General features: G+C 63.4%; 19 protein-coding genes and 3 tRNA genes. 3 read left to right on the plus strand and 19 right to left on the minus strand.

The genetic code is table 11. The features are described from left to right. The 10 genes from nuoH to VMR03_RS04745 form a co-directional block, all read right to left on the minus strand. Nucleotides 1-871: NADH-quinone oxidoreductase subunit NuoH (nuoH, locus tag VMR03_RS04700; RefSeq protein WP_325402770.1), on the minus strand; the 871-nt coding region annotated here is incomplete at its 3' end. Between the two features lie 6 nt (nt 872-877). Beyond that, the gene (gene nuoG, locus VMR03_RS04705; RefSeq protein ID WP_325402772.1) at nt 878-2,914 is read right to left on the minus strand and encodes an NADH-quinone oxidoreductase subunit NuoG; all 2,037 of its coding nucleotides are present in this window, start codon (nt 2,912-2,914) and stop codon (nt 878-880) included. A gap of 3 nt (nt 2,915-2,917) precedes the next feature. Further along, nucleotides 2,918-4,210 (minus strand): NADH-quinone oxidoreductase subunit NuoF, encoded by a 1,293-nt coding sequence (nuoF, locus tag VMR03_RS04710; RefSeq protein ID WP_325402773.1) that lies wholly within the window; start codon nt 4,208-4,210, stop codon nt 2,918-2,920. Beyond that, complete coding sequence (gene nuoE, locus VMR03_RS04715) at nt 4,210-4,818, minus strand: NADH-quinone oxidoreductase subunit NuoE (RefSeq protein ID WP_325402774.1); 609 nt, start codon at nt 4,816-4,818, stop codon at nt 4,210-4,212. The genes nuoF and nuoE overlap by 1 nt, the downstream gene beginning before the upstream one ends. Further along, on the minus strand, nt 4,815-5,993 hold the full coding sequence (locus VMR03_RS04720) for an NADH-quinone oxidoreductase subunit D (protein WP_325402776.1): 1,179 nt from the start codon (nt 5,991-5,993) through the stop codon (nt 4,815-4,817). The genes nuoE and VMR03_RS04720 overlap by 4 nt, the downstream gene beginning before the upstream one ends. Continuing rightward, complete coding sequence (locus tag VMR03_RS04725; RefSeq protein ID WP_325402778.1) at nt 5,990-6,601, minus strand: NADH-quinone oxidoreductase subunit C; 612 nt, start codon at nt 6,599-6,601, stop codon at nt 5,990-5,992. The genes VMR03_RS04720 and VMR03_RS04725 overlap by 4 nt, the downstream gene beginning before the upstream one ends. Before the next feature lie 77 nt (nt 6,602-6,678). Further along, complete coding sequence (locus VMR03_RS04730) at nt 6,679-7,293, minus strand: NADH-quinone oxidoreductase subunit B family protein (protein WP_325402780.1); 615 nt, start codon at nt 7,291-7,293, stop codon at nt 6,679-6,681. Then, nucleotides 7,284-7,649 (minus strand): NADH-quinone oxidoreductase subunit A, encoded by a 366-nt coding sequence (locus VMR03_RS04735; RefSeq protein ID WP_325402782.1) that lies wholly within the window; start codon nt 7,647-7,649, stop codon nt 7,284-7,286. The genes VMR03_RS04730 and VMR03_RS04735 overlap by 10 nt, the downstream gene beginning before the upstream one ends. Nucleotides 7,650-7,910: 261 nt before the next feature. Next, nucleotides 7,911-7,987 (minus strand) — tRNA-Asp (locus VMR03_RS04740). A 212-nt stretch (nt 7,988-8,199) separates the two neighbouring features. Then, a tRNA-Val gene (locus VMR03_RS04745) sits at nt 8,200-8,275 on the minus strand. Between the two features lie 160 nt (nt 8,276-8,435). Here VMR03_RS04745 and VMR03_RS04750 point away from each other — a divergent pair. Then, a complete protein-coding gene (locus tag VMR03_RS04750) occupies nt 8,436-9,701 on the plus strand; it encodes an MFS transporter (protein WP_325402784.1) in 1,266 nt (421 codons plus the stop codon). Nucleotides 9,702-9,791: 90 nt separating this feature from the next. Here the strand turns inward: VMR03_RS04750 and VMR03_RS04755 are convergent, their stop codons facing one another. The 6 genes from VMR03_RS04755 to VMR03_RS04780 all read right to left on the minus strand — a co-directional run bounded on the left by VMR03_RS04755 (nt 9,792) and on the right by VMR03_RS04780 (nt 17,281). Then, nucleotides 9,792-10,067, minus strand: a complete 276-nt coding sequence (locus tag VMR03_RS04755) for an HU family DNA-binding protein (protein ID WP_325402785.1) — start codon at nt 10,065-10,067, stop codon at nt 9,792-9,794. Nucleotides 10,068-10,251: 184 nt separating this feature from the next. Beyond that, nucleotides 10,252-12,690: an endopeptidase La gene (lon, locus tag VMR03_RS04760; protein ID WP_325402787.1), complete on the minus strand. Its 2,439-nt coding sequence runs from the start codon at nt 12,688-12,690 to the stop codon at nt 10,252-10,254. A gap of 314 nt (nt 12,691-13,004) precedes the next feature. Further along, nucleotides 13,005-14,270, minus strand: a complete 1,266-nt coding sequence (clpX, locus tag VMR03_RS04765) for an ATP-dependent Clp protease ATP-binding subunit ClpX (RefSeq protein WP_325402789.1) — start codon at nt 14,268-14,270, stop codon at nt 13,005-13,007. A gap of 330 nt (nt 14,271-14,600) precedes the next feature. After that, complete coding sequence (locus VMR03_RS04770; RefSeq protein WP_325402791.1) at nt 14,601-15,224, minus strand: ATP-dependent Clp protease proteolytic subunit; 624 nt, start codon at nt 15,222-15,224, stop codon at nt 14,601-14,603. A gap of 324 nt (nt 15,225-15,548) precedes the next feature. Continuing rightward, on the minus strand, nt 15,549-16,070 hold the full coding sequence (locus tag VMR03_RS04775) for an N-acetyltransferase (protein ID WP_325402793.1): 522 nt from the start codon (nt 16,068-16,070) through the stop codon (nt 15,549-15,551). Between the two features lie 80 nt (nt 16,071-16,150). Continuing rightward, nucleotides 16,151-17,281: a type III PLP-dependent enzyme gene (locus VMR03_RS04780; protein ID WP_325402803.1), complete on the minus strand. Its 1,131-nt coding sequence runs from the start codon at nt 17,279-17,281 to the stop codon at nt 16,151-16,153. Between the two features lie 470 nt (nt 17,282-17,751). Here VMR03_RS04780 and VMR03_RS04785 point away from each other — a divergent pair, with 470 nt between their 5' ends. Next, complete coding sequence (locus tag VMR03_RS04785) at nt 17,752-19,029, plus strand: tetratricopeptide repeat protein (RefSeq protein ID WP_325402795.1); 1,278 nt, start codon at nt 17,752-17,754, stop codon at nt 19,027-19,029. Between the two features lie 62 nt (nt 19,030-19,091). Beyond that, nucleotides 19,092-19,583, plus strand: coding sequence for a DUF305 domain-containing protein (locus tag VMR03_RS04790; RefSeq protein ID WP_325402797.1), 492 nt, complete (start codon nt 19,092-19,094; stop codon nt 19,581-19,583). Nucleotides 19,584-19,659: 76 nt separating this feature from the next. Here the strand turns inward: VMR03_RS04790 and tig are convergent, their stop codons facing one another. The 3 genes from tig to VMR03_RS04805 all read right to left on the minus strand — a co-directional run. Further along, on the minus strand, nt 19,660-21,210 hold the full coding sequence (tig, locus tag VMR03_RS04795) for a trigger factor (RefSeq protein ID WP_325402799.1): 1,551 nt from the start codon (nt 21,208-21,210) through the stop codon (nt 19,660-19,662). A gap of 68 nt (nt 21,211-21,278) precedes the next feature. Next, nucleotides 21,279-21,361: transfer RNA gene (locus VMR03_RS04800), tRNA-Leu, on the minus strand. A gap of 135 nt (nt 21,362-21,496) precedes the next feature. Continuing rightward, the coding region (locus VMR03_RS04805; protein WP_325402801.1) for an NAD(P)H-hydrate dehydratase at nt 21,497-22,372 on the minus strand (876 nt) is incomplete at its 5' end.

Below are 22,372 nucleotides of genomic sequence, written 5' to 3' on the forward strand. Positions count from 1 at the left end.
CGAGGCAGAGCTTGGCGAGGAACCAGACGATCCCCGGCACCCAGGTGAAGGGCGCGAAATTCACCGGCGGCAGCCAGCCTCCGAGGAACAGGATCGTCGTCATCGCGCACATCAGGATGATCGACACATACTCGCCGAGCATGAACATCATGTAGGGCGTCGAGGAATACTCGACCATGAAGCCGGCCACGAGTTCCGACTCCGCTTCGACGAGATCGAAGGGCGGACGATTGGTTTCCGCCAGCGCCGAAATGAAGAAGATCACGAACATCGGCAGATGCGGCAGCCAGAACCAGTTGAAGAGCCCGTAATGGCCTTCCTGCGCACGCACGATGTCCGACAGGTTGAGCGACCCCGCCGTCATCAACACGGTGATCAGAACGAAGCCGATCGAGACTTCGTAGGAAACCATCTGCGCCGCCGAGCGCAGCGCCGACAGGAACGGATACTTCGAGTTCGACGCCCAGCCCGCCATGATCACGCCGTAAACGCCGAGCGACGAGATCGCGAGGATGTAGAGAATGCCGATATTGATATCCGAGATCACCCAGCCGTCGGCAAGCGGCACGACCGACCAGGCCGACAGCGCAAGCACCACGGTCACGAGCGGCGCGAGCAGGAACACGCCCTTGTTCGAGCCGGCGGGGATCACGACTTCCTTGAAGACGAATTTCAGAAGGTCCGCGAAGGACTGGAACAGGCCGAAGGCGCCGACGACGTTGGGGCCGCGGCGCAGCTGCACCGCCGCCCAGATCTTGCGGTCGGCGAGCAGGATATAGGCCGTGAAGAGCAGAAGCCCGATCAGCAGCGCAAGGCTCTGCGCCGCGATGATCGCGAGCGGAATGCCGTAAGTGGTCAGAATGTCAGCCATGCATCCTCACTCCGCCGCCTGAACGCGCCGGGTCGCGACACCCCGCGCCGAACATTCGGCCATGACCTTGCTCGCGCGCGCGATCGGGTTCGTCAGATAGAAATCGGCGAACGGCGTCTCGAAGGGCGCCGCATCGAGTTCGCCGGCTGGCAGATCGGGCAACGCGCCCGCCGGAACGATCGTGTCGATCTCCGCGAAATGCGGCGCGTCGGCGACGATCGCCGCGCGGACCTGCTCGATCTTGTCATAGGGCAGCGTCGCGCCGAGCGCGTCCGACAGCGCGCGCAGGATCGCCCAGTCCTCGCGGGCATCGCCCGGCGGGAAGGCGGCCCGCTGGCCGCGCTGCACCCGGCCCTCGGTGTTGACGTAAAGGCCGTTCTTTTCCGTATAGGCCGCGCCCGGCAGGATCACGTCGGCGCGATGCGCGCCCGCGTCGCCATGCGTGCCCTGATAGATGACGAAGGCCGAACCGAGCTTCGACATATCGATCTCGTCCGCGCCGAGCAAATAGACGACGTCGATCTCGCCCTTCGACGCGCCATCGACAATGCCCGCCACGTCGCGTCCGCCCGCTCCCGGCACCAGGCCAAGGTCGAGGCCGCCGACGCGCGACGCCGCCGTGTGCAGCATGTTGAATTCCGCGCCCGTCGCCCTGGCAAGCGCGATCGCCGCGGCCAATACCGCCGCGCCGTCCTTCCGCGCCACCGCACCTTCGCCGAGAATGACGATCGCCTTCTGCGCTGCCTTCAGCGCCTCGGCAAAGCCCGCCCCGCCCGCGAGATCCTTCAGCGTCTGCGTACCGGCGCCGAGATGCTCGTAAGGATAGGTCATGTCGTGGCGCGGACCGATCACACCGATCTTCAATCCGCCGCCCATGCGGAAACGCTTGCGGATGCGCGCATTGAGCACCGGCGCTTCGCGGCGCGGATCGGCGCCGATGATGAGGATCGCGTCGGCCTGTTCGATTCCGGCGATGGTCGAGTTGAAGAGATAGCTCGAACGCGCTCCGCCCTGCTTCGCGCCGTCCTGACGGCAATCGATATTGGCCGAGCCGAGTTTCGTCCAGAGGTCCTTCAGCGCCTTCATCTCTTCGGCGGCCGCGAGATCGCCGACGATCGCGCCGATGCGCTCGCCCTTCGCGCCCTTGAGCTTCGCGGCGATGGCCGCGAAAGCCTCCGCCCACGAAGCTTCGCGAAGCTTGCCGTTCTCACGGATGTAAGGCCGGTCGAGACGCTGCGTCTTGAGGCCGTCCCAGACGAACCGCGTCTTGTCCGAAATCCACTCCTCGTTCACATCCTCGTTGAGACGCGGCAGGATGCGCATGACTTCCGAGCCGCGCGTGTCGACGCGAATGTTCGAGCCGACGGCATCCATCACGTCGACGCTCTCGGTCTTGCGCAATTCCCAAGGCCGCGCCGTGAAGGCGAAGGGCCGGAAGGTCAGCGCGCCGACCGGACAGAGATCGACCACATTGGCCGAAAGCTCCGACGTCAGCGTGTGCTCGAGATAGGTCGTGATCTCCATATCCTCGCCGCGGCCGATGGCGCCGATCTCCGGCGTCCCGGCAACTTCAGTCGCGAAGCGGATGCAGCGCGTGCACTGGATGCAACGCGTCATCACGGTCTTGACCAGCGGCCCCATGTATTTCTCTTCGACGGCGCGCTTGTTCTCGCGATAGCGCGAACCGTCGGTGCCATAGCCCATGGCCTGGTCCTGCAGGTCGCACTCGCCGCCCTGGTCGCAGATCGGGCAATCGAGCGGATGGTTGATCAGCAGGAATTCCATCACGCCTTCGCGCGCGCGCTTCACCTGTTCCGTCGTCGTACGGACGATCGCGCCGTCCGCCGCCGGCATGGCGCAGCTCGCCACGGGTTTCGGCGACTTCTCGACTTCAACCAAGCACATCCGGCAATTGCCGGCGATGGACAGCCGCTCGTGATAGCAGAAACGCGGAATTTCCACGCCCGCCGCCTCGCAGGCCTGCAACAGCGTTGCGCCCGCTTCGACCTCGACCTCGATGCCGTCGACTGTAACCTTGGGCATGCCCTACTCCGCCGCCACTTGAGCGTGGCCACCCTGATGGGTCGCGATCCGCTCTTCAACCACATGCCGGAAATGGCGCATCAATCCCTGGATCGGCCAGGCCGCCGCATCGCCGAGCGCGCAGATCGTGTGGCCTTCGACGCGCTTCGTCACGTCGAGCAGCATGTCGATTTCCTCGACCGCCGCTTCGCCGGACGCCATGCGCTCCATCATGCGCCACATCCAGCCCGTGCCTTCGCGGCAGGGCGTGCACTGGCCGCAGCTCTCATGCTTGTAGAAAGCCGAGATGCGCGCGATTGCCTTGATGAGATCCGTCGATTTGTCCATCACGATGACAGCCGCCGTTCCAAGACCCGTTTGCGCGGCCTTCAGCGAGTCGAAATCCATCAGGATGTCGTCGCAGACCGCTTTCGGGATCATAGGGACCGAAGAGCCACCGGGGATAACTGCGAGAAGATTGTCCCAGCCGCCGCGCACGCCACCGGCATGGCGGTCGATGAGCTCCCGCAAAGATATCCCCATCTCTTCCTCGACGTTGCAGGGCCGGTTCACATGCCCCGAAATCGAGAAAATCTTTGTTCCCGTATTGTTGGGACGGCCGAGTCCCGCAAACCAGGTCGCGCCACGCCTGAGGATCGTCGGCGCCACCGCGATCGACTCGACATTGTTGACCGTCGTCGGCGCGCCATAGAGGCCCATATTGGCCGGGAACGGCGGCTTGAGGCGCGGCATGCCCTTCTTGCCCTCGAGGCTTTCGAGAAGCGCCGTCTCCTCGCCGCAGATATAGGCGCCCGCGCCATGATGGACATAGAGATCGAAATCCCAGCCCGAGCCCGCCGCGTTCTTGCCGAGGAGACCCGCCGCATAGGCTTCGTCGACGGCCGCCTGCAACGCCTCGCGCTCGCGGATGAATTCGCCGCGCACATAGATGTAGCAAACATGCGCGCCCATCGCGAAGCTCGCGATCAGACAGCCCTCGATCAGCTTCTGCGGATCGTGGCGCATGATCTCGCGGTCTTTGCAGGTGCCAGGCTCGGACTCGTCGGCATTGACCACGAGGTAATGCGGACGCCCGCCGGAATCCTTCGGCATGAACGACCACTTGAGGCCGGTCGGAAAGCCCGCGCCGCCGCGCCCGCGCAGACCCGACTTTTTCATCTCCTCGATGATCCAGTCGCGGCCCTTCGCGATGATGTCGGCGGTGCCGTCCCAGTCGCCGCGCTTGCGCGCGCCTGCAAGGCCTTGCTCGCCGAGACCGTAGAGATTGGTGAAGATGCGGTCCTTGTCCTGAAGCATCACTTGCTCTCCTCGAGAGAGGTCAGGCTCGTCAGTCCGCCGACCGGCTCCGACGAATGCCGGCCGTTCTGCGGACCCGACTTCACCGCACGGCCGCTGCGCAGGTTCTCGATGATTTCGCCGAGCTTCGCACCGTCGAGATCCTCGAAGAAGTCGTCATTGATCTGAACCATCGGCGCGTTGGCGCAGGCGCCGAGGCATTCCACCTCGATCCAGGAGAGCTTGCCGTCCGCGCTCACCTGCCCCTCGGGACCGATATGCTTGCGGCAGGCATCCTTCAATTCGTCAGCGCCGCGCAGCCAGCAAGGCGTCGTGCCGCAGAGCTGCACGAAATGCTCGCCGACCGGCTGAAGATTGAACATCGTGTAGAAGGTCGCGACTTCGAGCGCACGGATGTAATCCATGCCGAGAAGATCGGCGACATAACGGATCGCCGGTTCGGGCAGCCAGCCGCCCGCCTGCTTCTGTGCACGCCAGAACAGCGGAATGATCGCCGAGGCCTGACGGCCCATCGGATATTTCGCGATCTGCCCGTTCGCCCACTCGGCGTTCTCGGGTGTGAACTCGAAGCTATCGGGCTGGTTCGCAGCCAAACGCCGCACGCTCATCGATCCACCTCGCCGAACACGATGTCGAGCGAGCCCAGCACGGCGGAAACGTCCGCGAGCATGTGGCCGCGACAGAGAAAATCCATGGCCTGAAGATGCGCGAAACCCGGCGCGCGAATCTTGCACTTGTAAGGCCGGTTGGTGCCGTCGGAGACGAGATAGACGCCGAACTCGCCCTTCGGCGCTTCGACGGCGGCATAAACCTCTCCGGCGGGAACGTGATAGCCCTCGGTATAGAGCTTGAAGTGATGGATGAGCGCTTCCATGGAACGCTTCATCTCGCCACGCGAGGGCGGGAACATCTTCCCATCGGTGGTATGCACCGGACCTTCGGGCATCTTCTCGATTGCCTGCTTGATGATCCTGAGCGACTGGCGCATCTCGTCCATGCGCACGAGATAGCGGTCGTAGCAGTCGCCGTTCTTGCCGACGGGAATGTCGAAATCGAGTTCGGAATAGACTTCATAGGGTTGCGAGCGACGAAGATCCCAGGCCATGCCCGAGCCGCGCACCATCACGCCGGAGAAACCCCAAGTCAGCGCATCTTCCTTCGACACGATGCCGATATCGGCGTTGCGCTGCATGAAGATGCGATTGCCGGTGAGCAGCGTCTCGAGATCGTCGAGCACCTTCTCGCACGGATCGCAGAAATCGTAGATGTCCTGCACGAGCTTCGGCGGCAGGTCCTGATGTACGCCGCCCGGCCGGAAATAGGCCGCATGCATACGGGCGCCCGACGCGCGCTCATAGAAGATCATCAGTTTCTCGCGTTCCTCGAAGCCCCAGAGCGGCGGCGTCAGCGCACCGACGTCCATGGCTTGCGTGGTGACGTTGAGAAGATGCGAGAGCAATCGTCCGATTTCGGAATAAATGACGCGGATGAATTGGCCGCGCCGCGGCACCTCGATGCCCAGAAGCTTCTCGACGGCCAGCGAATAGGCGTGCTCCTGGTTCATCGGCGCGACGTAATCGAGCCGGTCGAAATAGGGCAGCGCCTGCAGATAGGTCTTGTACTCGATCAGCTTCTCGGTGCCGCGATGCAGAAGCCCGATATGCGGATCGACGCGTTCGACGATCTCGCCCTCGAGTTCCAGCACGAGGCGTAGCACGCCATGCGCCGCCGGATGCTGGGGTCCGAAGTTGAGGCTGAAATTGCGGAGTTGCTGTTCGGTCATGGCTTCGGCTCCGCCTTCTCGTCGCCGGGCAGCACATAGTCCCCAGCCCCTTCCCAGGGGCTCAGGAAGTCGAAGCTGCGGAATTCTTGCACGAGTTTCACCGGCTCGTAGACGACTCGTTTCTGGTCGTCGTCATAGCGCACCTCGACATAGCCCGTCAGCGGGAAATCCTTGCGCAGCGGATAGCCCGTGAAGCCGTAGTCCGTGAGGATGCGGCGCAGGTCGGGATGGTCCGAGAACAGCACGCCGTACATGTCGAAGGTCTCGCGCTCGAACCAGTCGGAGGCACGATAGACGCCGACCGAACTCGGCACCGGCGTTTCCTCGTCCGTCTCGATCGTGATGCGGATGCGCGCGTTCTTCGTCATCGACAGCAGGTGGTAAACCACGTCGAAGCGCCGTTCGCGTTCCGGGTAATCGACCGCGGTGATGTCGATCAGCGTCGTGAACTGGCACGCCGGATCGTCGCGCAGAAAAGTGAGCACCGAAACGATCTGCGCGGCTTGCGCGGTCACGTTGAGCTCACCATATGCGATATCGGCGTCAAGGACCGCACCCGCGAGTTTTGCGCGGATGTGATCGCCGAGGTCTGTCAGACTTCCAACCATCGAAGCAGTCTCGAAACTCGTGAACGACCGACGCTCTCAGGTTTGAGCGGGAGCGCGGGTCGCCCGGTTCACGAAAATCACCGGTCTATCGTTCCTGTCCGGCGGATTTTCTTCTGAAGCGCGAGGATGCCGTAAAGCAGTGCCTCGGCGGTGGGAGGGCATCCGGGCACGTAGATGTCGATCGGAACGATCCGGTCGCAGCCGCGCACCACGGAATAGGAATAGTGATAATAGCCGCCGCCATTGGCGCATGATCCCATCGAGATCACATAGCGCGGCTCCGGCATCTGGTCGTAGACCTTGCGAAGCGCGGGCGCCATCTTGTTCGTCAGCGTGCCGGCGACAATCATCACATCCGACTGGCGCGGGGACGCGCGGGGCGCGAAGCCGAATCGCTCGCTGTCGTAGCGCGGCATCGAGGTGTGCATCATCTCGACGGCGCAACAGGCCAGACCGAAGGTCATCCACATCAGCGATCCGGTGCGCGACCAGTTGATGAGGTCGTCGACCGTCGTCAGCACGAAGCCCTTGTCGGCAAGTTGATCCGACATCTGTTTGAAGATCGGATCGTTGATCGGCGGAACATCTCCGCCCTTCGCGACATCGACCGCGCCGGGCGTGTTCGCGACGACAGCCGCGTCTTCGCGCGCTTCGCGGCGGCCGACGGTGCCGGGTTCCGTTCCTACTCCCATTCCAGAGCTCCCCTCTTCCACTCATAGGTGAAGCCGATGGTGAGGACGCCGAGGAAGACGATCATCGACCAGAAGCCGAACATGCCGACATCTCCGAGAGCCACCGCCCAGGGAAACAGGAAGGCGACTTCGAGATCGAAGATGATGAAGAGAATGGCGACCAGGTAGTACTTCACGTCGAACTTCATGCGGGCATCGTCGAAAGCGTCGAATCCGCATTCATAGGCGGAGAGCTTTTCGGTGTCCGGCTTGCTCGGAGCGATCAGGAAGGGGGCAATGAGCAGCGCAAGACCGAGCACCAGCGACAGGCCCATGAAGATCAGGATGGGCAGGTATTCGCGGAGAAGGTCTTCCATAAGTCGTCCTCGTAACTCGCAGGCATCTTCCCCGAAACCGCTATCGGGTCACGCCTCTGCCGACTCGTTTGTTGCTGAACGCCGGGTCGAAATCCGCGCGCAGTATATCCCTCGCATCCGCAGAATCAAACACCACGTTGACCATGTTCAACGTGAAAAAACCTTTATGCTGATTGATCTTGCGGGAAGCGAAGCGCAGTGCAGCAAATGCTCTGCGGTGCGGCAGCGCGGCGGCGGCCAGCGTCCTTTTTGGCGATAGAGTGGCGGGAGTGACGGGGCTCGAACCCGCGACCTCCGGCGTGACAGGCCGGCGCTCTAACCAACTGAGCTACACCCCCGACGCGAACGGTGGAACCGCCCGGAAAGAGTGCGCGGTTGGTACGTCAAGCCCCCGCCACTGTCAAGGAAGGTTTGGCGGAAATCGGCCAACTTAGCCCGATCCCTTGGCCTTTCGGCGACCATCGTCTCGGCGTTGAACTGAAACCGCGCCCAAGCAGTCTCTGTTCCCGTCGGTACGGGGTATCAAATCGCGAAAGATGTATGGAGAAACTGGTGGGCGGTGAGAGACTCGAACTCCCGACATCCTCGGTGTAAACGAGGCGCTCTACCAACTGAGCTAACCGCCCTGCCCGGCAAGCGCCTGTCCTATCGGATGGGTCCCGGCTTTTCAATCCCTGTCCCCTTTGCGGCGCCTCTCCACGTTGCTTTCCGGCCGCGAAGGCCCGATGTTGTGGCCATGTCGCCCCGCCTCCGGCGCACGAACCAAACCGCCGCCCTGGTGCCAAATTGAGCCGGACCATAGCTCCCGTCTTTTCGCTGCTTCTGGCAACGTCGATCCTGCTCATCGGCAACGGGCTGCAAGGCACGCTGATTCCCATTCGGGCCGACATCGAACATTTCGCGACGACGACGGTCGGCTTCATCGGCAGCGTCTATTTCGCGGGATTCATGGCGGGCTGCGTGCTCGGCCCCTTCATCGTCCAGCGCGCGGGCCACATCCGCAGCTTCGCCGCCCTGGGGGCCCTCGCGGCCATCGCGCCGCTCGTCCATGCTCTCGTCGTCCATCCGGTTGCCTGGGCGCTGATGCGCGGCCTCACCGGCTTCTGCTTCGCCGGTCTCTATATGGTGATCGAGAGCTGGATCAACGAACGCGCGACCAACGAAACGCGGGGCCGCCTCTTCGCGGTCTATCTGGTCGTCAACTTCGTCTCGCTGACGCTCGGCCAGTTGATGCTCAATACGGCGAACCCCGCCGGCTTCACGCTTTTCGCGATCTGCTCGATCCTGACCTCCTTGGCGCTCGTGCCGATTTCGATGACGACCTCCGTCCAGCCTGCGCCCATCGCTTCGACCCGCATCTATATCGGCCGACTCTACGCCGTTTCGCCGGTAGGCCTGATGGGAAGCCTCGTCGTCGGTTTGACCAACGCACCCTTCTGGACGCTCGGGCCTGTCTTCGCGCATGACAGCGGTCTCGATGTCTTCGGCGTTTCGCTGTTCATGACGGCGGCCATTCTCGGCGGCGCGATCGCGCAGGTCCCCATCGGCCGTTTGTCCGATCGGACCGACCGCCGCCGTATCATTCTCGGCATCAGCCTGGGCGCGGCGCTGGGCGAGATCGGCCTCATCGCAGCGCGCGGGCTTGGCGCCGAATGGGTCTTGCTGCTCGCGGGCTTTCTCTTCGGCTGTTTCGCGCTGACGCTCTATTCGGTCTGTGTCGCCCACACCAACGACCATTCGGGCAAAGAGAGTTTCGTCAGCATCTCGAGCGGACTGCTCCTCGCCTACGCGGTCGGCGCCGTCATTGGTCCTTTCGCCGCCTCGATCGGCACCGAGCGCTGGGGCATGTCTTTCATCTTCATGTTCTCGGCCGCCGTCCACCTCGTCTTTGCCGGCTTCACGCTTCTACGGATGAAGGCGCGCGCACCGCTGAACGCGACCGAGCGCGGCGAATTCGTCGCCATGCCTTTCCCGCCGACCGATCCGGCGCCGCCCGAACTCGATCCGCGCTCTGGCGATAACGCGGAAGGGAACGGCCGCCAGATTTCCTGACTGTCCGAATTTCCGCTTTCACGAAATGAAAGAGGCCGGCTGCCCTCACGGGCGACCGGCCTCGAAACTCGCGGATCGCAGTCGCGCCGATCAGGCGTTGACTGCGTCCTTCAGCCCCTTGCCCGCCTTGAACTTCGGCTGCTTGGAGGCCGGGATCTTGATCGTCTCGCCCGTGCGCGGGTTGCGACCTTCCGTGGCGGCGCGATTCGAAACCGTGAAGGTCCCGAAGCCGACCAGACGCACTTCGTCGCCCTTCTTCAGCGAGTCGGTAATCGTGTCGAACACATAGTCGACGGCCTTGGTCGCATCGGCCCTGGATAGACCGGTCCGGTCCGCCACTTCTGCAATGAGATCGTTTTTATTCACGTCAGGCCCCTCTGGATGCGGTCGCGGGAATTGGTCCCTCGCGACATTCATGACTTTACCCGTCGGCCAAAGACAGGGTCAAAGTAAAAACTGCGGGATTCCGCGCTATTTTGGCTCACGGGGAAACGAAAACGGAGGCCCGAAGGCCTCCGTTCCGCTTCCTGGGCTCCTCAGTGAGCCAACTTCAATGCGCGACGACCGTCTCGCTGGTCTCGCCGCGCCGCTCGGCAGCCTGCTGGGCGGCATAAGCGGCTTCGTCCCATTCGATGGGCTCCGGTATGCGGGTGAGCGCATTCCTGAGCACGTCGTCGGCCGTCGACACCGGCACGATCTCGAGCGCGTTCTTCACGTTGTCCGGGATGTCGGCCAGATCCTTGGCGTTGTCCGCCGGGATCAGCACCTTCTTGATGCCGCCCCGAAGCGCCGCCAGGAGCTTCTCCTTCAACCCGCCGATCGGAAGCACCCGACCGCGCAGCGTGATCTCGCCCGTCATCGCCACGTCCTTGCGGACCGGGATGCCGGTCATGACGGAAACGATCGCCGTCGTCATCGCGACACCGGCCGAGGGACCGTCCTTGGGCGTCGCGCCTTCCGGCACGTGCACATGGATGTCCTTGCGGTCGAACAAGGGCGGCTCGATGCCGAAGCGCGTCGCCCGCGAACGGACATAGGAGTTCGCGGCCGAGATCGACTCCTTCATCACGTCGCGCAGGTTGCCGGTGACCGTCATGCGGCCCTTGCCGGGCATCATGACGCCTTCGATCGTCAGCAATTCGCCGCCGACTTCGGTCCAGGCAAGCCCCGTAACCACGCCGACCTGGTCTTCGCCTTCCGCCTCGCCGTAGCGATACTTCGGCACGCCGGCGTATTTCTCGATGTTCTCCAGCGTCACGGTGATCGACTTCTTGTCCGAAGTCAGGATCTCCTTGACCGCCTTGCGGGCGAGATTGTTGATCTCGCGCTCGAGGCTGCGGACGCCCGCTTCCCGCGTATAGACGCGGATCAACTGACGCAGCGCGGCATCGTCGATCGACCACTCGCCGCTCCGCAGGCCATGCGCTTCGAGGCCCTTCGAGATCAGGTGACGCCGGGCGATTTCGACCTTCTCATCCTCGGTGTAGCCGGCGATGCGTATGATCTCCATACGGTCCATCAACGGTCCGGGGATGTTCAGCGTATTCGCCGTCGTCACGAACATCACGTCCGAGAGATCGTAATCGACCTCCAGGTAATGGTCCGCAAAGGCATTGTTCTGCTCGGGATCGAGCACTTCCAGCAGCGCCGACGAAGGATCGCCACGGAAATCCGCACCCATCTTGTCGATCTCGTCGAGCAGGAAGAGCGGGTTGTTGTGCTTCACCTTCTTCATCGACTGGATGACCTTGCCGGGCATCGAGCCGATATAGGTCCGCCTGTGGCCACGGATCTCGGCCTCGTCACGCACGCCGCCGAGCGACATGCGCACGAAATCGCGACCGGTCGCCTTGGCGATAGACTTGCCGAGCGAGGTCTTGCCGACGCCGGGCGGGCCGACGAGGCACAGGATCGGCCCCTTCAGCTTGTTGGCGCGGCTCTGCACGGCCAGATACTCGACGATGCGTTCCTTGACCTTGTCGAGGCCGAAGTGATCCGTATCGAGAATTTCCTGCGCGCTCCGCAGGTCTTTCTTGACGCGGCTCTTCTTGTTCCACGGAACCGACAGCAGCCAGTCGAGATAATTCCGCACGACCGTCGCTTCGGCCGACATCGGGCTCATCTGCTTCAGCTTCTTCAGCTCGGCCTGCGCCTTCTCGCGCGCATCCTTCGACAGCTTGGTCTTCTGGATGCGATCGTCGAGTTCGCGCAGATCGTCCTTGCCGTCCTCGCCGTCGCCGAGTTCCTTCTGAATGGCCTTCAACTGCTCGTTCAGATAGTACTCGCGCTGCGTCTTCTCCATCTGGCGCTTGACGCGCGAGCGGATGCGCTTCTCCACCTGGAGAACGCTGATCTCGCCTTCCATCAGCGAGTAGACGCGCTCCAGCCGGTCGGCGACCGACGGCAGCTCGAGAAGCTCCTGCTTCTCGGCGATCTTGATGTTGATATGGCTCGCGATGGTGTCGGCGAGTTTCGCCGGCTCGTCGATCTGGCTGACCGAGCCGAGAACTTCCGGCGGCACCTTCTTGTTGAGCTTCACATAGCCTTCGAACTGCGACACGACCGAACGCGCGAGCGCTTCGAGCTGTTCGCTCTCCGTCTCGGCTTCCTCGATCGGCTCGACTTCGGCTTCGAAGAACTGGTCGTTCTCCGTGTAACCGGCGACGCGCGCGCGCTTCACGCCCTCGACCAGCACCTTCACGGTGCCGTCGGGAAGCTTCAGGAGCTGCAGCACGGAACCGATGGTGCCGACATCGTAGATGTCGCCAATGTCGGGATTGTCGTCCGCGGCGTTCTTTTGGGCGACCAGCAGAATCTGCTTGTCGTCCTGCATCACGTTTTCGAGCGCCCGCACCGACTTCTCGCGCCCCACGAAGAGCGGCACGATCATGTGCGGGAAGACGACGATATCGCGGAGCGGCAAGACCGGCAAAACGAGCTTGCCGCCCTTTGCGTCCGCTTGAGATGTCTGTTCGTCTTTGTCAGTCATTCTCGGGTACCTGCTTTCACTAGACGCCCCTGATGGCGCTCGAATCTAGCATTCGAACCTGAATGAATGCTGATCGATTGGGACGTGCCGCTTAAGTCTAGCCGGATTCGGCTCGGGGACGCTTGCTCTCGCGAGGGCGGACCGGAAATCGGATCCTCTGGACGGCATGTCCCGGCGCCAGGCAGCGCGGCCGGAATTGGCCTGTTGGAAAGAAAATGGCCCTGAAAGCTCTCGCTTTCAAGGCCACCTTGTTTCGATAGCGAAACTGCCCCGAAGGGCGCTCGCCCCCCGTTCACACGGGGGTGAGGGAACGATCAGGCGCTCGTGCCGACGTCGCCCTTGCGCTCGGCATAGATGTAAAGCGGCCGGGCCTTGCCCTCGACCACCTCGTTGCTGATGACGACTTCCTCGACACCTTCCAGCGTCGGGAGCTCAAACATCGTATCGAGGAGGATCGACTCCATAATGGAGCGAAGTCCGCGGGCACCCGTCTTGCGCTCGATCGCCTTGCGGGAAATCGAGCGAAGCGCCTCTTCGGAGAAGGTAAGCTTCACATTCTCCATTTCGAAGAGACGCTCATACTGCTTCACCAGCGCGTTTTTCGGCTCCGTCAGAATCTGCATCAATGCCCCTTCGTCGAGATCCTCGAGCGTTGCGAGCACTGGCATGCGGCCGACGAATTCCGGGATCAGGCCGAACTTCAGCAGATCCTCGGGCTCCAGCTCCTTCAGCACGTCGCCCGTCCGCCGGTCCTCGACCGAGCGCACGGCGGCACCGAATCCGATACCCGACCCCTTGCCGCGCGACGAGATGATCTTCTCCAGGCCGGCGAAAGCGCCGCCGCAGATGAAGAGGATATTCGTCGTGTCGACCTGCAGGAATTCCTGCTGCGGATGCTTGCGCCCGCCCTGCGGCGGAACCGAGGCAACCGTGCCTTCCATGATCTTCAGCAGCGCCTGCTGCACGCCTTCGCCCGACACGTCGCGCGTGATCGACGGGTTGTCGGACTTGCGGCTGATCTTGTCGACTTCGTCGATATAGACGATGCCGCGCTGCGCGCGCTCGACATTGTAGTCGGCCGATTGCAGCAGCTTCAGAATGATGTTTTCGACGTCCTCGCCGACATAACCGGCTTCGGTCAGCGTCGTCGCATCGGCCATTGTGAACGGCACGTCGAGAATGCGGGCGAGCGTCTGCGCGAGCAGCGTCTTGCCGCAACCGGTCGGACCGATGAGCAGGATGTTCGACTTCGCCAGTTCGACGTCGTTGTTCTTGGCCGCGTGATTGAGGCGCTTGTAGTGGTTATGCACCGCCACCGACAGCACGCGCTTGGCATGCTGCTGCCCGATCACATAGTCGTCGAGGACTTTGGAGATTTCCTGCGGCGTAGGAACACCGTCTCGCGACTTCACCAGCGAGGATTTGTTTTCCTCGCGAATGATGTCCATGCACAGTTCAACGCATTCGTCGCAGATAAAAACGGTCGGCCCCGCGATAAGCTTCCGCACCTCATGCTGGCTCTTGCCGCAGAAGGAACAGTAAAGCGTATTCTTGGAGTCGCCGCCGCTCACCTTGCTCATTGGAACTCCTTAGGCATCTGCCGGCAGTACAACCGGATCGCCTTGACCTTGCATCGATCATGCCTGCCGATGGTGCCGTATCGTTAAACCCTTGTCTCTCCTTACGTTTGAGAGACTCATCCGGATCCGTGACCCGTCACCACTTCGACATACGAGCATGTTATTCGTCGAGGGATCAAGATTTCATTACAATTTGCAGGTCGCCAGCCCGCAACCTGCCTGCGAAGCAGGCAGACAGAGGCAATATTCGGCAGCCTGTCGGAAACGGCGGTTGCAGCCAAGCGGAGCGGAACGACGTCCGCACCGTTGAAAATGGCCACTTTTCGTCGCTTATTTCGGCGCGTCTTCCGAGCGCGGCACGCCGACATGATCGACGATACCGAACTCCTTGGCGCGTTCCGGGCTCATGAAGTTGTCACGCTCCAGCGCGTCCTGAACTTCCTTCAGGCTCCGGCCAGTGTGCTTCACATAGATATTGTTCAGCTTCTCGCGAATCGCAAGGGTCTCGCGGGCGTGGATTTCGATGTCCGTCGCCTGGCCCTGGAATCCGCCCGACGGCTGATGGACCATGATTCGCGAGTGCGGCAATGCGTAGCGCATGCCCTTCTCACCCGCCGTCAGGATCAGGGAGCCCATCGACGCCGCCTGGCCCATGCAGACCGTCGCCACCGGCGGACGGATATGCTGCATCGTGTCGTAGATCGCGAGACCCGAGGTGACGATGCCGCCCGGCGAATTGATATAGAGCGAGATTTCCTTCTTCGGATTTTCTGCTTCCAGAAAGAGAAGCTGCGCCGCAACGAGCGTCGCCATGCCGTCCTCGAAAGGACCGGCGATGAAGATGATCCGCTCCTTCAGGAGGCGCGAGAAGATGTCATAGGCGCGCTCGCCCCGGTTGGTCTGCTCGACCACCATCGGCACGAGGTTCATGTAGGTCTCAAGGGGATCTCTCATTCTCTCTCCTGAAGGTCAGCAGGCCGGCGGTTGCTCACTGGCCCCTTGCGGGCCGGCCGGGCGCCATCATGGCCGATAGTGCTCATAATGGCATAGCGGGATTCGGTAAATGGCTGGTGGATGCATAATAGCCCACCGCCCATATAAGGCGAGCCCCGCCGGTTTTCAGCCCCTGAAAGGCCCACCCGTGATCTGGTGCCTCGGCCGACGAAAATGCTCTGAGGTGCGCGGGGAGGATTTCAGCCCTTCCCCGCGCACACCCGGCAAGCCCGCGGCGCAGCCGGAGCGAAAGCTCCGGGCCGCGCGGGCCGACCTCATCGTGGATCAAGCAGCCAGAACCGCTGCCTCTGCTGCCGCTTCGCTCGGCCTGCCGATCATGCCGCTGACACCGGCCATCGCACCGGCCGCGAGCTCGCGGGCCAGAAACCGCTTCCTGTCGACCCAGCCCGGCAGTTTTAACCTGCGGGCAAGTGCCCGGGTGAATCCGAAACGGACGTAATAGGGCTCGTCGCCGACGAGCACGACGATCCGATGCCCTTCGGCGGCTGCGCGCGCCAGACCTTCCTGCATCAGCCGGGTGCCAATGCCTTCGCCCTGCCGATCGGCAGCCGCGACGAGCGGCCCGAGCAGCAGCGCCGGCGTCGTCCCGCCGATGAGGATCGGCCAGAAGCGCAACGTGCCGACGACCTCCTCCCCGTCGGTCATGACGAGCGACAGCGACGGGATCGGCGCCACGCCGTCGCGCAGCCGGTAGACCGTCTTCGCGAAGCGGTCCGGCCCGAAAGCCTCGGCGACCATTTTATCGACCGCCGCTTCATGAGCGGCCGTCTCGACGACAATGTTCATCGGATGACTCCATCCAGCGGGCGTCGCGGTCACCCGCGCGCCCTGCCTTCAAGGGTTCTTGTTCGTGGAAAGCCCGTCGCTCAGATGCAGATGCTGGCGAGCGGCGGGAAGCCGTTGAACGCGACGGCCGAGTAGGTCGTCGTGTAGGCGCCGGTCGCCAGGATGCAGACCTTGTCGCCCGCCTTCAGCGCCACCGGAAGGCGATAGTCGGCCTTCTCGTAGAGGATGTCGGCGCTGTCGCAGGTCGGTCCGGCGAGAACCACCGGCGAGGTCTCTTCGCCGTCATGCGGCGTCTGGAGACGGTACTTGATCGCCTCGTCCATCGTCTCGGCGAGGCCGTGGAACTTGCCCACGTCGAGATAGACCCATCGTCGCTGGTCGCTGCCGCCCTTCTCCGAGACGAGCACGACTTCCGACTGGATGACGCCGGCATCGCCGACCACGCCGCGGCCCGGCTCGACGATCACGTCAAGCTGGCGATCGCCGAAACGACGCGCGAGAGCTTCGCGGATCGCGGCGCCATAGGCCTCGATCGACGGCACGTCGGTGCGGTAGCGCGACGGGAAACCGCCGCCCATGTTGACCATGCGCAGTTCGATGCCGCGCTCACGCAACGTCTCGAACAGCGCGACCGTCTGGACCAGCGCCTTGTCGTACTGACCAAGATCGGTCTGCTGCGAGCCGACATGGAACGACACGCCGTAGGGATCGAGGCCGAGATCGCGGGCGCGCACGAGCAGGTCGGCGGCCATCTCCGGCTCGCAACCGAACTTGCGCGACAGCGGCCACTCGGCGCCTTCGCATTCCATCAACACGCGGCAATAGACCTTCGAGCCCGGCGCGGAGCGCGCGATCTTCTCGAGCTCGGCGTCCGAGTCGAACGCATACATGCGCACGCCCTTGGCATAGGCGGCGGCGATGTCGCGCTCCTTCTTGATCGTGTTGCCGAAGGAGATGCGATCCGGCGAGACGCGGTGGCGCAGGCAGAGATCGATCTCGCCCATGCTGGCCGTGTCGAACGAGGAGCCGAGGCGAGCGAGCCGCGAGACGATCTCGTTCGCCGGGTTCGCCTTCACGGCATAGAAGATGCGTGCCTCGGGCAGCGAGCGCGCAAGCTCGAGCCAGTTATGTGCGACGAGGTCGACGTCGACCACGAGGCAGGGCGACGGAAGGTCGGCCGTCTCGAGGAAGCGCGCGATCTTGGGCGGCATGCCGCCGCGCTCCGTCGGGAGCTCCGCTTCGCGATGGACGAGGGCGAGCTTCGCCCGGCGGCGCGGCGGGCCTGCCTTGGTCGTGCCATGCGCGGCCTCGCCCAGCGGCTTGGTCGCAACTTCGGATTTCGTGGAGAGGCGCGAACGGGCACGGCGGCCCGGCTCGGAAGCGAACATCGTCAACACCCTTTAAGACCCGGCAATGCCGGCGTGATCAAAAAGGACGCTTCCGTCGTTGCATAAACCAACTAAGGGCCAGTGGCACGTGCGTGTGCGTCTTGTGCGCGGAGACATAGGGTCATCGCTGAGTCCGCGCAATAGTTTTTTGCGCACCGGCCAAAGTTTTTTCTTACCGAAGCGTTAAGGTCGGCGCCTACATTTCGTCACAATCGGCGACGGGCGATCCGCGTTGACGCCGGCATGTCCGCCAGCCGAGTATTCCGCAGGGTGACGATGCGCGAGGAGGGCCGATGAGCTTCCGTTTCAAGTCCGTGGCGATCGCCATCGCCGGCACGGCGGGCGCACTTCTCGTCGCCGTCGGTCTCGCCTATGGCGCCTTCCTGGTCTGGGGCGACGGCCCGCGCGCTGGCCGCGCCATGGCGAACGGCAACTACGCCGACGCCCTCCGCTACTATGACGGCGCGCTTTCGGCGAGCTATTGGCCACGTTCTTACCGGACGCAACTTCTTGTCGCGCGTGGCAACGCACAACTTGGGCTGAAGCACCCGGACCGGGCCATCGCCGACTTCAGCGCCGCGCTGGCGCTCGACCCTGCGTCCGAACTCGCACTTGTCCTGCGCGGTCTCGCCCGTTCGGGCGGCGGCGATCTCGCCCATGCCCTCTCCGACTTCAGCGCCGCGCTGGCGCTCAATCCCGACAACGCACAGGTCCTGATGTGGCGAGCCCAGACCTACGACAGGTTGCTCGACGTCGATCGCGCCATAGCGGACTACGCATCGGTCACGCATCTGGCGCCGCAGATCGGCCAAGCCTATCTACGGCAGGCCTACAACCTCGCCCGCAAGAACGACAGCGCCGCGGCCGCCGACGTCATCTCCAACCTGCCCGTCACCGACGCCTACAATGCAGACGCATATGTTCAACGCGGCGGCGCTTACGACATGGTCGGCGCCTCGGATCGCGCAATCGCCTCCTACGATCAGGCAATCCGGATCGACCCGAATTCCGCTCTCGGATATGGCGAGCGGGGCCTTGCCTATGCGAGCCAGGGCGACCACGCGCGCGCCATGGCGGATTTCGGGCGCGCAATCGAACTCGACCCTGCCGACGGCCGCGCCCACTACAATCGCGGTCGCGAAGAATATCTGAGCGGCGACTACGGAGCCGCGCGCGACGATTTCAAGGCCGCCATCAAACGGCGACCAGACGATGCGTATCAGCCGCTCTGGCTGCATCTAGCCCTTGTCCGGCTCGGCGAGGCGGACACGAAGACATTCACCGACCTCGTCGCCAGGATGGATCGCAAGAACTGGCCCTGGCCGATTATCGAGTTCTATCTCGGCAAGCGGGACGAAAGCTCTCTCTACGTCGCCGCCCGCGCGGACAAGGAACCGTCCACCACCGCCGACCGTGTGTGCGAGGCGGAATATTATGTCGGCGCGCTCCGTCGCGCGGAGAGAAAGACGGCGGCGGCCCTGCCGCTGCTGCGGCGGTCGGCCGAAACCTGCCCGCCGGGCTTCGTCGAACTCGTCGCTGCCCGGGCGGACCTCCGACGGATCGGGAATTGAAACGGAACCGGGTGCGCCGCGAGGGGTTGATCGGACGAACGCAATTCTTGCAGGCGCCTCCGATGAGCTATTCCCGCTTCGCGGCCATGATCGCGACATCCGCCGTCGTCATGTTCGGTCTGATGTATCTCAATACCTACGCGCTCGACCACGTCGAGTTCAGCGAGACGCGCGTTTACATGGCGGTCATGATGGGTGCGGCGATGGCGATCGTCATGCTTCTCTTCATGATGAAAATGTATCCGAGCCGGGCAACGAACATCGCGATCCTCGCCGGCGCCGCCCTCGTCTTCGCGGGCGCTCTCTGGCTTGTACGCAGCCAGCAAACAGTTGACGACATTTCCTATATGAAGGCCATGATCCCGCATCATTCGATCGCGATCATGACAAGCGAAAGGGCCCGGATCCGCGATCCGCGCGTCCGCAAGCTCGCCGACGGGATCATCGAGGCGCAGGTTCGGGAAATCGGCGAGATGAAGCAGCTGATTGCAACGCTCGAACGAAACCCCGTTCCGAAGGGCGCGCCGGACCTTCCTCCCCGGCCGGCGCGATAACGGAGCCCGCAAAAGAAAGCAAAAGAAAAAGGCCCGGATCATATCCGGGCCTTTCATCTGAAAACGGAGCCTCGGCTCAGTCTTCCTTTTTCTTCTTCGGCGCTGCCTTCTTGGCGGCGGGTTTCTTCTCTTCGCCCTCGTCCTTGGCGGCCGCCTTCTTCTTCGCCGGCTTCTTCGCCTCTCCATGATCGTGGTCGTGATCATGGTCATGATTGCAGTTCTCGTCGTGAACATGCCCATGATCATGGTGATGATCATGGTCATGATCGTGATGAGTATGATCGTGTTCGTCGGCATCCGGATCGGCGAAGAGTTCGTCGCGTGTCACCGGCTTCTCGGTCACCTGCGCGAGCTCGGCGATGAAATCGATCACCTTGTCCTCGAAGATGGGCGCACGCAGTTCGGCGATCGCATTCGGTGTGCGCTGGTAGAACTCATAGACCTGCCGCTCCTGGCCGGGGAACTGACGCGCACGCTCCATGAGCGCCTGGTTCAGCTCCTGCTCGGTGACGGAAATCTTGTTCTTCTCGCCGACTTCGGCGAGCACGAGGCCGAGGCGCACGCGGCGCTCCGCGATCTTGCGGTATTCGCCGCGGATCTGCTCTTCCGGCTCTTCGAGATCGGCGGCCGTCTTGCCCTGGTGCTGCAGCTCATGCTCGAACTGCGACCAGATCTGCGTGAATTCCTGCTCGACCATCGACGGCGGCAGTTCGAAGCTGTGCGCCGTGTCGAGCGCGTCGAGCAGCGCGCGCTTCAGATGCATGCGCGACATGCGCGTGTAGTCCGACTTGATCTGCTGCGTCAGCGCTTCGCGCAGCTTGTCGAGCGCGTCGAAGCCGAAACGCTTGGCGAAGTCGTCATCGACCTTTACCTCGGCCGGCCCCTCGACGGCCTTGACCGTGACCTCGAAGACCGCGTCCTTGCCGGCGAGGTTCTCCGCGCCGTAATCGGCCGGGAAGGTCACTTTGACGTCGATCTTGTCGCCGGCCTTCGCGCCCTTGAGCTGCTCTTCGAAACCCGGGATGAAACGGCCGGACCCGATTTCGAGCTTGGCGTCTTCCGCCGTGCCGCCTTCGAAGGCTTCGCCGCCGATGCGGCCGATGAAGTCGATGGTGAGGAGGTCACCCTCCTCCGCCGCCACGCCTTCGGCCTTCGGCTCGAAGTTCTTCTGGTTCTCGGCAAGACGCTTCAGCGCCTCGTCGACGTCGGCGTCGGTCACTTCCGAAACCGGCTTCTCGACCGAGAGCTTCGCGAAATCGGTCATCTCGAACGGAGGGATGATTTCGAAGCTCATCTTATAGGTGAGGTCGGCCTTGCCTTCGAGCACCGGCTCGATCTCGCCTTCAAGCGCGATCTCGGGCTGGAGCGCCGGGCGCAGCGTCTCTTTCTGCAGCGCCTCCTGGCTGGTCGAGCCGACCGTCTCCTGGATCACCTCGGACATGACCTGCTTGCCGAAGGTCTTGCGCAGATGAGCGACCGGAACCTTGCCGGGGCGGAACCCCTTCAGCCGGATCGAATTCTTCATCTCATCGAGCTTCGCGCCCACGCGTGCCTCGAGATCGCCCGCCGGAACCTGAACCGTCAGTTCGCGCTTCAGTCCGTCCGCGCTCGTTACCGTAACCTGCATCTTGCAATCCGTTCTTTCAGCTTGGCCGCTTCGCTGTTCCGGCCATTGTAATTGCTGGCTTTTCGGCCTGGTGCGGGCGGAGGGACTCGAACCCCCACGGTTGCCCGCCAGAACCTAAATCTGGTGCGTCTACCAATTCCGCCACGCCCGCAAGGCCGCGCGGGCACGACCCTCGGGAAGGCTAGCCCACGTCCAAATCGGGGCCCTCTATAGCAAGCGTACCCCCGGAACGCCAGCGAAAGAGAACGCCGGCGAAAGAGCGGGCGGGAGCGCCATAAATAGGGTGTCAGAGCGGCGTCTGGGCCAATTCGCGCAGAACTGGGGGCAGCATATCGGCCAGGTCCTCGGAAATGAGGCCGGGGCCGAAGCGCCGTCCCGCCTCCCCATGGAGCCAGACGCCCATCGCCGCCGCCTCGAAGGCCGGAACGCCCTGCGCCAGAAGCCCCAGTATAATGCCGCCCAGCACATCGCCGCTGCCCGCCGTGGCGAGTTCCGGCCCCGCATTGGAGTTGACGATGGCCCGACCGTCCGGCGCGGCAATGACCGTGTCCGGCCCCTTGAGCACCACGATCGCGCCGGACTCGGCCGCCGCCGCCCGCGCCCGGGCGAGCTTGCTGCCGGAAATGTTCGGGAAGATTCGCCGGAACTCGCCCTCATGCGGCGTCAGCACCGTCGGCCCGGCGAAATAGCCCTTAATGGCAACGAAGAGATCGCGCGGAATTTCCTGAAACGAGGTCAGCGCGTCGGCGTCGAGCACCATCGCCGCGCCGGATAGAAGCGCCGCCAGCACGTTCTCCCGCGTCGACGGGCCGATGCCCGCGCCCGGGCCGATGAGGCAAGCATTCTTGCGCTTGTCCTCGAGAAGCTTCGTTAGCGAGTCGGCCCCCGCGAAGGGCTTCAGCATGATCGCGGTGAGTTGCGCGGCGTTGATCGCGACCGCATTGGGCGGCGACGCGACCGTGACGAGGCCCGAGCCGGCCCGCAGCGCGCCCCGCGCGGCAAGCCGCGCTGCGCCCGTTGTCGATGGACCGCCCGAAACGACGACCGAATGCCCGCGCGAATATTTGTGGCCGTCGACACGCAGGCTTGGAAACGCCTCCCGCCAGACATCGGGCGCGTTCTCGAGAATCGTCGGCTTGATCTCGTCGAGCACGCCGTCCGC

Source organism: Parvibaculum sp., from assembly GCF_035511255.1.
Lineage (GTDB): Bacteria > Pseudomonadota > Alphaproteobacteria > Parvibaculales > Parvibaculaceae > Parvibaculum.